The organism is Nocardia sp. NPDC049737 (assembly GCF_040674755.1).
Lineage (GTDB): Bacteria > Actinomycetota > Actinomycetes > Mycobacteriales > Mycobacteriaceae > Nocardia.
The window spans coordinates 213,446-228,090 of record NZ_JBFANH010000008.1; the positions used below are offsets into that span (position 1 = coordinate 213,446).

Annotated in this window: 13 protein-coding genes; 4 read left to right on the forward strand and 9 right to left on the reverse strand. The window is 65.0% G+C overall.

The annotated features are described in order from the left end of the window. Positions 1-33: 33 nt before the first annotated feature. From AB0J47_RS13915 to AB0J47_RS13945, 7 genes are all read right to left on the reverse strand, one after another. Positions 34-279 (reverse strand): hypothetical protein, encoded by a 246-nt coding sequence (locus AB0J47_RS13915; protein WP_364345111.1) that lies wholly within the window; start codon positions 277-279, stop codon positions 34-36. Positions 280-426: 147 nt separating this feature from the next. Next, complete coding sequence (recQ, locus tag AB0J47_RS13920; protein ID WP_364345113.1) at positions 427-2,310, reverse strand: DNA helicase RecQ; 1,884 nt, start codon at positions 2,308-2,310, stop codon at positions 427-429. A gap of 164 nt (positions 2,311-2,474) precedes the next feature. Continuing rightward, positions 2,475-3,380: a permease-like cell division protein FtsX gene (gene ftsX, locus AB0J47_RS13925; protein ID WP_364345115.1), complete on the reverse strand. Its 906-nt coding sequence runs from the start codon at positions 3,378-3,380 to the stop codon at positions 2,475-2,477. After that, entirely contained in the window at positions 3,380-4,069 is a 690-nt protein-coding gene (ftsE, locus tag AB0J47_RS13930) for a cell division ATP-binding protein FtsE (RefSeq protein WP_063041415.1), read from the reverse strand. The genes ftsX and ftsE overlap by 1 nt, the downstream gene beginning before the upstream one ends. A gap of 193 nt (positions 4,070-4,262) precedes the next feature. Beyond that, on the reverse strand, positions 4,263-5,120 hold the full coding sequence (locus AB0J47_RS13935) for a mechanosensitive ion channel family protein (RefSeq protein ID WP_364345118.1): 858 nt from the start codon (positions 5,118-5,120) through the stop codon (positions 4,263-4,265). Further along, positions 5,121-6,236 carry a peptide chain release factor 2 gene (prfB, locus tag AB0J47_RS13940; RefSeq protein WP_364345120.1) on the reverse strand — a complete coding sequence of 372 codons (1,116 nt, stop codon included), beginning with the start codon at positions 6,234-6,236 and terminating at the stop codon, positions 5,121-5,123. It lies immediately after the preceding gene. Positions 6,237-6,300: 64 nt separating this feature from the next. Further along, complete coding sequence (locus tag AB0J47_RS13945) at positions 6,301-7,158, reverse strand: helix-turn-helix transcriptional regulator (RefSeq protein ID WP_364345122.1); 858 nt, start codon at positions 7,156-7,158, stop codon at positions 6,301-6,303. A gap of 129 nt (positions 7,159-7,287) precedes the next feature. Between AB0J47_RS13945 and AB0J47_RS13950 the strand changes: the two genes are divergently transcribed. Continuing rightward, entirely contained in the window at positions 7,288-7,875 is a 588-nt protein-coding gene (locus AB0J47_RS13950; protein ID WP_364345124.1) for an NAD(P)H-dependent oxidoreductase, read from the forward strand. A 93-nt stretch (positions 7,876-7,968) separates the two neighbouring features. Next, entirely contained in the window at positions 7,969-8,751 is a 783-nt protein-coding gene (hisN, locus tag AB0J47_RS13955; protein WP_364345126.1) for a histidinol-phosphatase, read from the forward strand. Between the two features lie 233 nt (positions 8,752-8,984). Here hisN and AB0J47_RS13960 read toward each other — a convergent pair whose 3' ends face one another. Together AB0J47_RS13960 and AB0J47_RS13965 are read right to left on the reverse strand one after the other, a co-directional pair. Next, entirely contained in the window at positions 8,985-9,923 is a 939-nt protein-coding gene (locus AB0J47_RS13960; RefSeq protein ID WP_364345128.1) for an SMP-30/gluconolactonase/LRE family protein, read from the reverse strand. Between the two features lie 300 nt (positions 9,924-10,223). Beyond that, the gene (locus AB0J47_RS13965; RefSeq protein WP_364345130.1) at positions 10,224-11,768 is read right to left on the reverse strand and encodes a glycosyltransferase family 39 protein; all 1,545 of its coding nucleotides are present in this window, start codon (positions 11,766-11,768) and stop codon (positions 10,224-10,226) included. A gap of 132 nt (positions 11,769-11,900) precedes the next feature. Between AB0J47_RS13965 and AB0J47_RS13970 the strand changes: the two genes are divergently transcribed. Next, a complete protein-coding gene (locus AB0J47_RS13970; protein WP_364345132.1) occupies positions 11,901-13,292 on the forward strand; it encodes an acyl-CoA dehydrogenase family protein in 1,392 nt (463 codons plus the stop codon). Positions 13,293-13,325: 33 nt separating this feature from the next. Beyond that, positions 13,326-14,546 carry an acyl-CoA dehydrogenase family protein gene (locus tag AB0J47_RS13975; RefSeq protein ID WP_364345134.1) on the forward strand — a complete coding sequence of 407 codons (1,221 nt, stop codon included), beginning with the start codon at positions 13,326-13,328 and terminating at the stop codon, positions 14,544-14,546. The last annotated feature ends 99 nt before the right edge of the window (positions 14,547-14,645 follow it).

Consider the following 14,645-nt stretch of genomic DNA (forward strand, 5'->3'; position numbering starts at 1 on the left):
ACTCGGCAACCGGATTATTCCGTGCCTGTCGCGCTAGCCACCCGGCCGGACCGCGAGATACAGCAGCAGGACCGCGATGAAGGCCGCGACCAGCAATACCGTGGTCATGCGGGGTATGCCGCGCGGGCGCAGCGGTAACGGCGGGGTGCGGCGCAGCCACACCGATTCCACCGCGGGGTCATGGGTGCCGCGCCGATGCGGCGGCGGATCACCAGGGTCCGTGGACGGCGAGCCGCCCAGGTCGGGCCCGTCGTCGGTGGGGCCATCACCGGAATGCATATCTTGCACGCTAGCCGTGAAACCGGTTCGACGCCGCGCAATTTCATTGCGATTCAGGCAATTCGGCGCGCAAATGCCTCACTGGCACCACCGATCACGAGATCGACGGCTACTATCCCGGGTCGATGGTGCGCACGCATTGCCCGATCACGCGTTGCTCGCTTCTCCGGCCAATACCGCGAGTACTCCTTCGCCGTACTTGGCCAGTTTGTTCTCGCCGACACCGCCGACCGTCGCGAGTTCGGACAGGCTCTCGGGCTTGCGTGCGGCGATCTCCCGGAGCGTCGCGTCGTGGAAGACGACGTAGGCGGGTACGCCCTGCTCCTTGGACGTCGCGGCCCGCCATTCACGCAGCTTCTCGAAGACCGGCACGTCCACGGAAGCCAGGTCGGCAGCTGGAGACTTGCCCTTGGCTGCCTTGGGTGTCCTGGCCGGTTTGACCGCACGCTCCGGTTCGCGGCGCAGTAGCACTTCGCGGCCGTCGAACAACACCTCGTTGCTGGCCTCGGTGAGGATGAGCACACCGTAGTCGCCGTGCACGGCGAGTAGTCCCTGTGCGAGCAATTGCCTTATGACACCGCGCCATTCGACATCGCGCAGATCAGTGCCGATGCCGAAGACCTTCAGCTCGTGGTGATCATGCTGCAGCACTTTGGGATTCGATTTGCCAAGCAGGATATCGACGATATGGCCCGCGCCGAAGCTCTGTCCGCGTTCGCGTTTCAGCCGCAGCACCGTCGAGAGCACCTTCTGTGCGGGCACGGTGCCGTTCCAAGTTTCCGGCGCGATCAGGCAGGTATCGCAATTGCCGCACGACTGTCCCGACTGTCCAAAGTAGGCCAGTAGCTGAGTTCGCCTGCAGGACACCGTTTCACACAGCGCGAGCATGGCATCCAGATGCAACTGCAATTGCCTGCGGTGAGTGGCGTCGCCGTCGGACGAGTCGATCATCTTGCGCTGCTGCACTACGTCGGCGAGTCCGTAGACCATCCACGCGGTCGACGGCAGGCCATCACGGCCCGCTCGCCCGGTCTCCTGGTAATAGCCCTCCACCGACTTGGGCAGATCGAGATGGGCAACGAAACGCACATCGGGCTTATCGATGCCCATGCCGAAGGCGATTGTCGCGACCACGACGAGGCCGTCCTCACGCAGGAACCGCGCTTGGTTGACCGTGCGAGTGCGCGTGTCGAGGCCCGCGTGATACGGAACCGCCTCGACGCCGTTCTCGGTGAGGAAAGCTGCGGTCTTCTCCACCGAATTGCGCGACAAGCAGTAGACGATGCCGGCGTCTCCGGCGTGCTCGGTTTTGATGAAGTCGAGCAGCTGCCGATCCGGCCGGTTCTTGGGTTCGATCCGGTACTGGATATTGGGCCGGTCGAAACTGGCGACGAAACGGCGGGCCGAGCCGAGGTCGAGCCGCTGGATGATTTCATCGCGGGTCTTCGCCGTCGCGGTCGCGGTGAGCGCGATGCGCGGCACATCCGGCCAGCGCTCGTGCAGCATCGACAGGGACAGATAGTCGGGTCGGAAGTCGTGGCCCCACTGGGAGACGCAGTGCGCCTCGTCGATGGCGAACAGCGCCACCTTGCCGCGATCCAGCAGCGCGGCGGTCGACTCCAGGCGCAAGCGCTCAGGCGCGAGATACAGCAGATCCAACTCCCCCGCGACGAACTGCGCCTCGACCATCCGCCGCTCATCCGGGAACTGCGTCGAGTTCAGGAATCCGGCGCGCACGCCGAGTGCGCTGAGTGCGTCCACCTGATCCTGCATCAATGCGATCAGTGGTGACACCACCACCCCGACGCCGGGCCGCACCAGCGCGGGCACCTGATAGCACAGCGACTTACCGCCGCCGGTCGGCATGAGCACCAGCGCGTCTCCGCCGCCGACCACATGCTCGACGATCTCCCGCTGATCACCGCGGAAGCTGTCGTAGCCGAAAACCCGGCGTAGCACCTCTTGTGCCGCACCGGATTCGGCGACCGCGCCGTCGTTCGATACAGCCGCGAAAGCATCGGGGGATTCCACGCGGCCCATCCTACGAGCGCGGTCGGACAACGGAACTCCTACGTCAGCGCGGATCCCAGGTGATCGGCCGAGTTGCCCACATGTGGACAACCAATTTCGATCACCGCGCGGGGGTTCCCCTGACGGCCCCGCACAAGCTACATCGAGACCGTCAGCGCGAGTTGTCAGTCCCGGACGTAGTAACGCAACGTGCCATAGGCGGTGATCGCGGCAAACACGATGCCGAGCGGCGCGATGGTCAGTGAGACCAGCGCGATGTCCTCACCCGCGAGATGCGGGAAGACATTGCTGTTGAACAGCGCACCGAGCCCACGATTCACCACCAACGGTTGCGCGAGGAACAACCCGACGACCGCCAGAATCGACCCGGCCAAGGCCGCGACCACCGCTTCCAAAAGGAACGGCAACTGCGTGTACCAACGCGTCGCACCGACCATTCGCATGATGGCGACCTCCTCGCGTCGACTGAACGCCGCGATCTGCACCATATTCGCGATCAACAGCAACGCCGCCAACGCCTGCAACGCCGCCAACGCGAAGGCCGCGTTCCGCAGGCCGTCGAACACTCCGACCAGCCGGTCCACAGTGTCCTTGTCGTTGAGTACGCTCTGGATCCCGTCCTTACCGTTGAACGTCTGGTAGATCCGCGGGTATTGATCGGCATCGGTCATTTTCACGCGCAACGACGCGGGCAAGCGGGTGTCCTTGATCATGTCCAGCATTTCGGGCTGGTCCTTGAAGGTCACCTCGGTGGCTTCCTTCATCGCCTCGTCGCTGTTGACGAACTGGACCGAGACCACACCGTCGGTCTTCTTCAGATCCGACATCAGCTGCTGACACGGATTCAGCGAACAGTCCCGATCGCTCGCCGAAACCAGGTCGGTGAGGTAGAGCCGAATCTCGACCCGATCCATGAAGTAGTTCTGGGTCTTATCCGCGATTCGCAGCGCGAGCAGACCGCCGCCGAGCATGGTCAGCGATACCGCGGTGGTCAGGATCATCGCGATGGTCATGGTGACATTGCGACGCAGGCCGGTGAGGACCTCGTTGAACAGGAATCCAGCGCGCATTACCGGCCCACCCCGTAGACGCCGATCGCGTCGTCGCGGATCAGACGACCCCGGTCCAGCTCCACCACTCGCTTACGCATCGCGTCGACGATGTGATTGTCGTGGGTGGCCATCACCACGGTGGTACCGATGCGGTTGATCCGCTCCAGCAGCAGCATGATGTCGCCGCTGGTGTCGGGATCGAGGTTGCCGGTCGGCTCATCGGCGAGCAGCACCAGCGGGCGGTTCACGAAGGCCCGCGCGATCGCAACGCGCTGCTGCTCACCACCGGACAATTCGTGCGGTAGCCGATCGGCCTTACCGCCGAGCCCGACCATATCGAGCACCTCGGGGACGGTCCGGTCGATGAACTGGCGCCGCTTGCCGATCACCTCCAGCGCGAACGCCACATTCTGGGCGACGGTCTTCTGCTGCAGCAGCCGGAAGTCCTGGAAGACGCAACCCATGCGCTGACGCAACTTCGGCACCTTCCGGCCGGGCAGCCGGTCGACCTGGAAGTCGGCGACCCGGATCTCGCCCGCGGTCGGGGCCTCTTCCTTGAGCAGCAGTCGCATGAAGGTCGACTTGCCCGAACCGGACGGGCCGATGATGAAGACGAATTCGCCCTTGCCCACACCGACGGTGATGTTGTCCAGCGCGGGTCGCGTCGAGGTCTGATACGACTTGGTCACGTTCCGCATAGCGATCACGGTTGGTCAGTGTAACCAGCAACCGCCGCGCAGCCACCAGCTACATCATGGTCAATGACCGGGCGTAGCCGTATTCATTACCACGGGAACGGTATTGAGTTTTTCGGGCGATGTCACGATCGGTTGATCGGGCTTGACGAACAGGTACAACACGAACGTGGCGACCCATGATGCCATCAGGATCGCCGTGGATCTACGTGGTCTCACTGATTCCCTCCCGGCGCAATGCCGCGGCGACTCGCACCCGCAACTCGCGACCGACCTCGAACTGCTTGCCTGGCAATGTTCTGGCAACCATTCGAATATTCATCTGGTCCACTGTCAGATCTTCGACGCCCATCACGCTGGGCTCGTCGAGCAGCAGCGGCTTCAATCTGCGGTCCTCGTACGCCTTTGTACCGACCTCGTGCAGGATCTCGTTGATCCTGGTGATATCGACGCTGGCCGCAACCGGAACGTCGATCGCGGCGCGCGCCCAATCCTTCGACAGATTCGTCACTTTGACGATCTGCCCGTTGGGCACGGTGATCACCTCACCATCGGCATTGCGCAGTGTGGTGATCCGCAACGTGACGTCCTCGACCGTACCCTCGGCCTGCTCCGCGGATCCAGTAACAGCGATGCGAACCACATCACCAAATCCATACTGCCGCTCGGTAATCAGGAAAAATCCGGCAAGGATATCCTGCACGATCCGCTGTGCGCCGAAGCCGAGTGCGGCGCCGAGCACGGCCGCGGGCGCGACCAGACCGGTGACCGCGAAACCCATCCGCCGCAGCACTTCCATGCCGACCAGGACATAGACGACGGTCAGCACCACCCAGGTGACCACCTGGGCCAGCGCATGCCGATGTTTGGCCGCCTCGGAACGCACCAGTGCGTCGCTGCTGCGGAACCCGGCGTCGATCCTGCGGGTGATCCGATCCCGGATAAAGGTGGCGAAACGGCTGAACAGCGTCGCGCCGAGGAGCAGCAGGACGATCTCTAGACCGGCGGACCGCAGCCAGGTGGTGAAGTCGGTGGACGTGGAGAAGGCCTGGGGTACGTCCAACTAGCTCGCCTGCTCTCGCATTCGCCAACGAATTCCGGATTCGATGAAACCATCGATATCGCCGTCGAGCACGGCAGTCGGATTGTTGACTTCGTAGTTGGTGCGCAGATCCTTGACCATCTGGTACGGATGCAGCACGTAGGAGCGCATCTGGTTGCCCCATGACGCACCCTCATTGGTCTTGAGCGCATCCATTTCGGCGCGCTCCTCCTGCCGCTTGCGTTCCAGCAGTTTGGCTTGCAGCACCCGCATGGCCGAAATCTTGTTCTGCAGCTGGGATTTCTCGTTCTGACAGGTCACGACGATGCCGGTCGGGATATGTGTGAGCCGGACCGCGGAGTCGGTGGTGTTGACGCTCTGGCCGCCGGGACCCGAGGAACGGTAGACGTCCACGCGGATCTCGCCCTCGGGAATTTCGATGTGGTCGGTGGTTTCGACCACCGGTAGCACCTCGACCTCGGCGAAGGAGGTCTGGCGGCGGCCCTGATTGTCGAACGGGCTGATGCGGACCAAGCGGTGCGTGCCCATTTCCACCGAGAGGGTGCCGTAGGCATACGGTGATTTCACCGCGAAGGTGGCGCTCTTGATGCCCGCCTCTTCGGCGTAGGAGGTGTCGTAGACCTCAACCGAGTACTTGTGCCGGTCCGCCCAGCGGATATACATGCGCATCAGCATTTCGGCCCAGTCAGCGGCGTCCACACCGCCCGCGCCGGAGCGGATATTGACCAGCGCCTCACGCTTGTCGTACTCGCCGGAGAGCAGGGTGCGGACCTCCATGGCCTCCATATCGCTGTGCAGCGTGGCCCGCTCGGCATCGGCGTCGGCGAGCGCGGCCACCCGAGCCTCGCCCTCCTCTTCCTCGGCCAATTCGTATAGAACAGACAGATCGTCGAGGCGCTGGCGCAGTTCCTCGACCCTGCGCAACTCGCTCTGAGCGTGCGACAGCTCACTGGTGACCTGCTGCGCGTGCTCCTGGTTGTTCCACAGATCGGGATCGGCGGCCTGGTGCTCGAGTTCATCGATCCGTCGACGCAGCTCCTCGACATCGAGGACCGACTCGACGGTCTTCAGTGTGGCGTCGAGTTCGGCGAGGTCAGCGGAGACGTCAGGATGCACGATGCTCAAGCCTACTGGGCGGGGTGCAGACGGTGAAACACGCGGTGCTGCGCGGGTGCCGTCCTCAGCCGGAGACGGCACGCAGCCCGCCTGGGCGGCGACCGGCGAGGGCGTCGAGGGCGGTCGCGGTGGCGTCATCGGCGGGAAGGTAGACGATGAGCTGCTGGTCGTCGTCGGCGGAGAGTTCGAGGGTTTCGTAGGTGAGCCGGAGGTTGCCCGCCTCGGGATGGGCGAGGCGGGTGGTGCCGGTGGCGGCGGCGAGGCTGGGGACGGATTCGACCCGACGGGTGAACTCGGCACCTGCGGCTACGGTGAGTTCGTCGGCCAAAGCGGCGATGTGTGGGTCGCTGCGGAACGGACCCTGTTTCAATGCGGCGACCAGTTCGTCGGCGAGGTGGTCCCAGTCCGGATAGGCGGTGCGGGCCCGCGGGTCGGTGAAGGCGAACAGAGCGAGATTGGCGCGGTGTTCGTTGTGGAGCAGTCCGATCGGCGCCATCAGGCGTTGGTATCCCTCGGTCCAGGCGAGCACCTCGCGCAGTCGGTTGACGACCAGCGCGGGCGCGGGTTCCAGGCGATCGAGGATGGCGCGGACCGCGGGACGCACCTCACGCGGCGGTTGCGCACCGCCCATGCAGCTGAATCCCGGATCAGCGCCCTTGGTGAGACGGTGCAGGTGGATGCGTTCGCTCGGCGTCAAGGCGAGGGCGTCGGCGAGTGCGGACAGCACCGGCGGTGAGGGGCGGCGGTCACGACCCTGCTCGAGGCGTGTGATGTATTCCACGCTCACGCCCGCCAGGGTTGCCAGTTCAGCGCGACGCAGGCCGGGGGTTCGACGACGCGGTCCGGTGGGCAGGCCGACCTCGGCCGGTGTCACCGCCTCGCGGCGGGTGCGCAGAAAAAGGCCCAACTCGTTGTCGCTCACTCCTCGACGGTACAAGCGCGACCGGCGCCGAGGGTGTCCCTGCCACTACCACTCTTCGTGCGGCCTTCCTGGTGTTGCCGCCGGGCAGCAAATTGGGACTCGAACAATTTCCGATCGAAGGAGAACACCATGTCCTTGAAGCTCGCGGTGATCATCGGCAGCGTCCGGGAGGGACGCTTCGCGCCGACCGTGGCCAACTGGTTCGTCGAGGAGGCCGCCCGGCACGGACAATTCGAGATCGACCTGATCGATCTTGCCGAGGCCGACCTGCCATTGGCACTGCCCGCCGTTTCCCCGGCGATGAACCCCGATCCGGAACGCCCGGCCGGGATGTCCGACCTCACTAGGCGGCTCGGTGAAGCGGACGCTTTCGTCATCCTCACTCCGGACTACAACCGCAGCTACCCGGCCGCGCTGAAGGCTGCCATCGACTGGCACTTCACCCAATGGGACAGCAAGGCAATCGGTTTCGTCGGCTACAGCGGTGGGAGCGGGGGCCTGCTCGCCATCGAGCACCTGCGTCAGGTCTTCAACGAACTCAATGCTCACACCGTTCGCAATTACGTCAGCTTCCCCCGCTACTACCTGCTCTTCGATGCCGAAGGCAAGCTCCGCGAGCCGACGGAACCCGCGTCCGCCGCGCAGGCCATGCTCGACCAACTCCACTGGTGGGCAAATGCCCTCGCCGCCGCCCGCTCCGTCTCCGCTGCCGCATAGCTTGTGGTATCTCGAACAGTGCGCCGTGGGCACTGCTTTTGCGGCAGCGGGGATGCGTCTGGCGGGGCAGGGTGTGGGCGATAGGGTTCGAGGGTGACTGATTACTCCTCCGATCTCGAACTCGCCCTGCGGTTGGCCGATCAGGCCGATGGGATTACCCGTGCGCGGTTCGGGGCGTTGGATTTGCGGGTCGATTCGAAGCCGGATCTGACGCCGGTGTCGGATGCGGATCTGGCGGTGGAGAAGGCGATACGCCAGGTCCTCGGGCAGGAGCGCCCCGGGGATTCGGTGCTCGGTGAGGAGTTCGGCGGTGACGTCGAGTTCAGCGGGCGGCAGTGGGTGATCGATCCGATCGATGGCACCAAGAACTTCGTGCGGCGGGTGCCGATTTGGGCGACGTTGATCTCGCTGCTCGAAGACGGCGTTCCGGTGGTCGGTGTGGTCAGCGCCCCCGCATTGGCGCGGCGGTGGTGGGCGTCGGCCGGTTCCGGCGCCTGGGCCAGCATCGATTCCGATGCGCCGAAACCGATTTCGGTCTCCGCGGTCAGTGAGCTCGGCTCGGCGAGCCTCGCCTTCTCCAGCCTGTCGGGCTGGCGCGAACGCGGTCTGCGGGAGAAGTTCCTCGACCTCACCGACGCGGTGTGGCGGGTCCGCGGCTACGGCGACTTCTTCACCTACTGCCTGCTCGCCGAGGGCGCGGTCGATATCGCCACCGAACCCGAAGTCTCCCTGTGGGACCTGGCCGCCCTCGACATTCTCGTCCGCGAAGCAGGCGGCCGCTTCAGCTCCCTCTCCGGCACCCCCGGCCCCCACAACGGCGACGCCATAGCCACCAACTCGCTACTCCACGACGCTGTCCTCACCCGCTTGAACTGAGCTTCGAGAATGTATTGGGGGCGGCAAACGAGTGGCCCCACCACCAGTGCATTCTCAGCGGCTGCTGGCGCGCCGGATGAATCATTCGTCGGGCAGCTACTGGTCGATGCGGTTGTCGATCATCCAGTGCGCGAGGCGATCACGCGGGTTGGCGATGTCGGCGGCATCGGTCGGGGGTGGCCGCGATCGTCTCTGCGGGTGCTAGCGAGTCACGTTCGGGCGCAGTCGCTTTCCTATCGCCTGGAATCGGCGGGGGTCAGGTCGATGCCTGCGGGTGGACGTAGTCGACGCAGGGTTCCGTCCATGCTTGTGACGAACAGCGCCCACCCATTACCGTCGCGAGCGATCCGCACGGAAGTGGCGCCGTCCGGTGGATTGCGTATCGGGCCGGGTTTGATCAGGCCGGTGATGATCGTGCAGCCCGCGCCGGTGGCCGGGTCGATCTGAAAGACCGCGCCTTGGATGTGGTCGGCGACGAAGAGTTGGCCCGCGCGGGTCGCTTCCATATCGTCGAGCAGCGCAACCAGATCGGGAGCACCGGCGACGACCGTCGCGTTATCGGGATCATCGAGTTGAACCCGGAAGACGCGCAGGGTCATATTGTCGGTGTAGATCGAGTTGCCGTCGGGGGCGAGCGCCAGCCCGTTGGTCCATGGCAGGTTGGACCAGGTCTCGGTGTACTCCCCCGTCGACGGCCGATACCGCGAGATGCCGGTCGGCGGGCCGGTGATGCCGATGGTGGCGAATACCAGGTCGCCGTCGGGCAATTCGAGCAGTCCGTTCGGACCGTTCAGCTCGGTGAGCAGAATCGTCACCGCATGGGTGTCGATGTCATAGCGCTGCAAGGTGCCCGGCGACTCCGCCAAACCATCGCCGGTGACGAAGTACACGGACCGTCCGACAACCCGCACGCCCGCAGGGTGATCCAGACCGGTCACCAGCTTCTCGAACTTGCCCGCGGCATCGATATGAGCCAGGTACCCGTCGAGGATTCCGGTGACATAGAAACCACCGGACCCGTCGGTATCGAGATTCTCCAGATTGCCGACCCCGCTGACGATCGTCGAGACGTCCCACCCATCCGCACATGATCCGGACGGCGTCTGCGCCTCGGCCGTCCCCCCAGACAAGATGCCCGCCGTAATCGCCGCGGTCAGCAGCGTTGCCCTCAATCGCCGACTCCGCGGCCGTCTTGCCATGCGGCACAACCTAACAGCCGCGCTGGAATGTTGCCCGGGACGGACAGTCCGCCCCGGGCGACTCGACTCACGGAATGAACAGCGTCGCGATCATATTGAGGACCCCGGAGACGAACTGATCGACAATGCGCAGAACCATGACATCTCCTTACTCGTACAGCAGGATTCAGCCTCGACGGAAAAACGGCCGAGCACTGTGGGCGGCACCTTTGTAGATAGGCGTCGATCGTTCTTCGTTGCGGTCGGACTCGTGGATGGCCGCAACGGGACCGCTCAGGTCAGATGTTTCGCCGCAGGCCACATTTCGGACATTGGCGCTCGCGGTTTGCGGCAGATGAACAGCGGTTGGCCCTGTTCGTCGTTGTCGATGCCGAGACCGTTGTCGATGTAACCGGCGGGTTGGACTTCGGCGAAGTACCCAGTCAGGTGGTCACGATCGAGGCCGACGACGATCACCGCGGAGGCTGTGTCGCTGGGCGGGCCCCACCACCAGTAGGAGTTGTGACCGCTGTGCGGAGTCGGCAATCCGTATTCGCCACCGAACCGTTCGATCGCCCCCGCCTCGCCATAGTTGTCGGTAAGGATCGCGGTATCGGGTCCGAGCGTGGCGCGCACCTCGGCGATTCGGTGCACGAATTGCGGCCAGCCGATGGTTTCGCCCGCGTCGTAGTTGATCGCGAGGACCGGCGAATCCCTCAAGGCCGCGACGGGTAATACCGGTAGGAACAGCACCGCCGAGACGATTGCATTCACCGCGATCACCGAACCGACTGCCGCCCAACGGGCTCGCCGATCCCCCAGCCGAGCGGCGACCGGCACCGCACCGGCGGCCAACAGAATCGGATACATCCCGCCCAGGTAGTACGCCTTCCCGCCGCTGACCAGGAAAACCGCGAAAAGCACCGCATACGCGACCGGAAACGCGCGCCGACGCGGATCTCGCCACAGTCGCCAGAGCCCGAATGCCCACAGCGGCAGCAGCAATGGGCCCATCAGCCCGAATTGCGACAGCATGAACATCACCGGCGAATCCGATGTTCCGGAGGACCCGCCCGCGATCGCCCGACTCATCTCCCACTGCGGCCAGCCATTGCACCACTGCCACAACAGATATGGTAGCCAGATCACGAACGCCAACCCGACTGCCATCGGAAAGTACTTGGTGCCGAATATCTTTCGCGGGCCGACGAGAACGAGCGCAAGCGTCAGCGCCACCACCGGAAAGATCAACAGCGCCTTGTTCTGCAACCCGATCCCCACAACCAGCCCCACCCCGAGCCACCACCTACCGACACCCGAGCACCCATTCGGCGCCGCAGGAACACCCCCGCCCGCGCACCCGTCCGCCCGGGCTCTCTGCCCGAGTCGCTCAGCACCCCCCTCCGCACCTCGCAACAACACCAGCACCAGCAGACAAACCAACGCCCATGCCGCCATATCGAACGACGCGGTACTCAGCAGATGACCGATCCCCATCACCATCGCCGCACTCGCGACGGCAACCGACGCCAACACCTGCGCCCCGCGCCCGCCGCCGAGCTCGCGCGCCATCAAGCCCGCTGCGACAACGACGAATGTCGCGGCCAAGACCGACGGAAGCCGCAGCAGCAGTAACGAATCGGCATCGATTGCCGACATCGCGCGGGCCAGTAGCGGAGTCAATGGCGGCTGGTCCGGGTAGCCCCAATCCGGATGTCTGCCCGACGCCAAAAAGTACAGCTCGTCTCGGTGATAGCCGTAGCGCGGGGCGAATGCGGTGAGTAGCGCGGCGAACAGCACAGCGACGACGCACAGCGGTCGCCCCACGACTTTGGGCACTTGTCCAGCCTGACACAGTTCGGCGGCGTATGCCGCCCCTCGACGCACTTCTTACTCTGGAGTAAGATAGCCTTACTCAGGAGTAAGATAGCTGGGAAAAGACCTCACCCACCCACCCGAGAAAAACAGGTGATGATGAGCACTCGAGACAGCGCAACGACGCGACGTCCAGACACGTCCGCGGTCGGCCTGACCCACCCCAAGCGGGACTGGATGGGCGCGGCCATGCGGGTGATGACGACCATTACCGGGTCGGAGCTCGCCGAGAAGTACAACCTGCGCAAGCCGATCGAGCGGGTCACCTACGAAGGCACCAAGACCGGTTTCCGCACCCTCGGTGCCGCCACTCGCGCATTCGGCAAGGTCGCCGGCGGCGGTGCCCCGAAACGCCTGGCGGACAACGAGTCCAAGCACAAGGACTTCTTCGATCTGACCCCGAGCGACGAGCAGCAGATGATCGTCGAGACGGTAAAGGAATTCGCCGCCGAGATCCTGCGCCCGGCCGCCTACGAGGCCGACAACGCCGCCAAGGCCCCGCGCGACCTGCTCGAGCGCGCCGCCGAACTCGGCATCACCCTGATCAATGTGCCCGAGGAGTTGGAAGGCGCGGCCGCCGAGCGCGGCGCGGTCACCAACTCGCTGGTCGCCGAGGCGCTCGCGCACGGCGACATGGGTCTGGCCCTGCCGATTCTGGCGCCGAGCGGTGTCGCGGTCGCCCTGTCCCAGTGGGGTACCGACGCACAGCAGCAGACCTACCTGCCCGCTTTCACCGGCGAGAATGTGCCACAGGCCTCGGTCGTGATCAGCGAGCCGCGGGCGCTGTTCGACCCGTTCGCCCTGCAGACAAAGGCCACCCGCTCCCCCAGCGGTTACCGCCTCAACGGTGTGAAGAGCCTGGTCCCGGCCGCCGGTGATGCCGAACTATTCATCGTGGCCGCCGAACTCGACGGCCGCCCCGCCCTGTTCATCGTGCCGTCGGACAGCCAGGGGCTGGTCATCGAGGCTGATCCGAGCATGGGTCTGCGCGCCGCCGGTCTCGGTCGCCTACTGCTCAACGGTGTCGCGGTCGGCACCGACGCCATCCTCGGCGACGGCGATGCCACGGCCCGCGCCGAGGAATACGCCGATGCGGTGCGCCTGGCCCGCCTCGGCTGGGCCTCGCTGGCCATCGGTACCGGACAGGCCGTGCTCGACTACGTGATTCCGTATGTGAACGAGCGCGAGGCATTCGGCGAGCCGATCTCGCACCGTCAGGCGGTCGCGTTCATGGTCGCGAATATGGCAATCGAACTGGACGGCCTGCGCCTGGTGACCCTGCGGGGTGCCGCACGCGCGGAGCAGGGCCTTTCCTACGCCCGCGAGGCGGCACTGGCGCGCAAGCTCGCCACCGACAAGGGCATGCAGATCGGCCTCGATGGCGTGCAGTTGCTCGGCGGCCACGGCTTCACCAAGGAACACCCGGTCGAGCGCTGGTACCGCGATCTGCGGGCGATCGGCATCGCCGAAGGTGTCGTGCTCGTCTGACCGGCTGGTTCCTTACTTCCAGGAGACATCACCATGATCAATCTCGAACTCCCCAAGAAGCTGCGGGCCAGCGCCAACCAGGCCCACCAGGTCGCCCAGGAAATCTTCCGGCCGATCTCGCGCAAGTACGACCTCGGCGAACACGAGTACCCGGTCGAGCTGGACACCATGGCCGCCATGGTCGAGGGTCTCGCCGACTCCGGCACCCAGAAGATCGGCGGCGCGGCCGGTGGCCGTTCCGATTCGGACGAGCACGCCACCGAGCTGCTCGGAAACTCCAACGGCGGCAATATGTCCGCGCTGCTGAACGCGCTCGAGACCTCCTGGGGCGACGTCGGCCTGATGCTGTCGATCCCCTACCAGGGTCTGGGCAATGCGGCCATCGCGGCCGTCGCCACCGATGAGCAGCTGAAGCGCTTCGGCAAGGTGTGGGCCTCGATGGCCATCACCGAACCGTCCTTCGGTTCCGACTCGGCCGCCGTCACCACCACCGCCGTACTCGACGGCGACGAGTGGGTGCTCAACGGCGAGAAGATCTTCGTGACCGCGGGTCAGCGCTCCACCCACATCGTGGTCTGGGCCTCGGTGGACCGCAGCTTGGGCCGCGCGGCGATCAAGTCGTTCGTCGTGCCGCGCGACGCTCCCGGACTTTCGGTGGCCCGCCTCGAGCACAAGCTCGGCATCAAGGCATCCGATACCGCCGTACTGCTGTTGCAGGACTGCCGGATTCCGAAGGACAACATCCTCGGCAGTCCGGAAGTCAACGTGGAGAAGGGTTTTGCCGGGGTCATGCAGACCTTCGACAACACCCGCCCCCTGGTGGCCGCGATGGCGGTCGGTGTCGCGCGGGCGGCGCTCGAGGAGTTGCGCGCCATCCTGAAGGATGCGGGCATCGAGCCGTCCTACGACATCCCGGCCAACAACCAGCCCGCGGCCGCCGCCGAATTCCTGCGTATGGAGGCCGATTACGAGGCCGCGTACCTGCTGTCGCTGCGTGCCGCGTGGATGGCCGATAACAAGAAGCCGAACTCCTTGGAAGCCTCGATGTCCAAGGCCAAGGCGGGCCGCACGGGCACCGACATCACCCTCAAGGCCGTCGAACTCGCGGGCACCATCGGCTACTCGCAGCGCACCCTGCTCGAAAAGTGGGGCCGTGACTCCAAGATCCTCGACATCTTCGAAGGCACCCAGCAGATCCAGCAGCTCATCGTGGCCCGCCGCATCCTCGGCAAGACCAGCGCCGAGCTGAAGTGATGCCGAAATAGCAAGTGCTGCATAGGAAACCGGTGCGAACGATGCGCACCGGTTTTCTTTATTTTCTCGGCTGTGCAGCGTGCTACGACGCCGACGCAC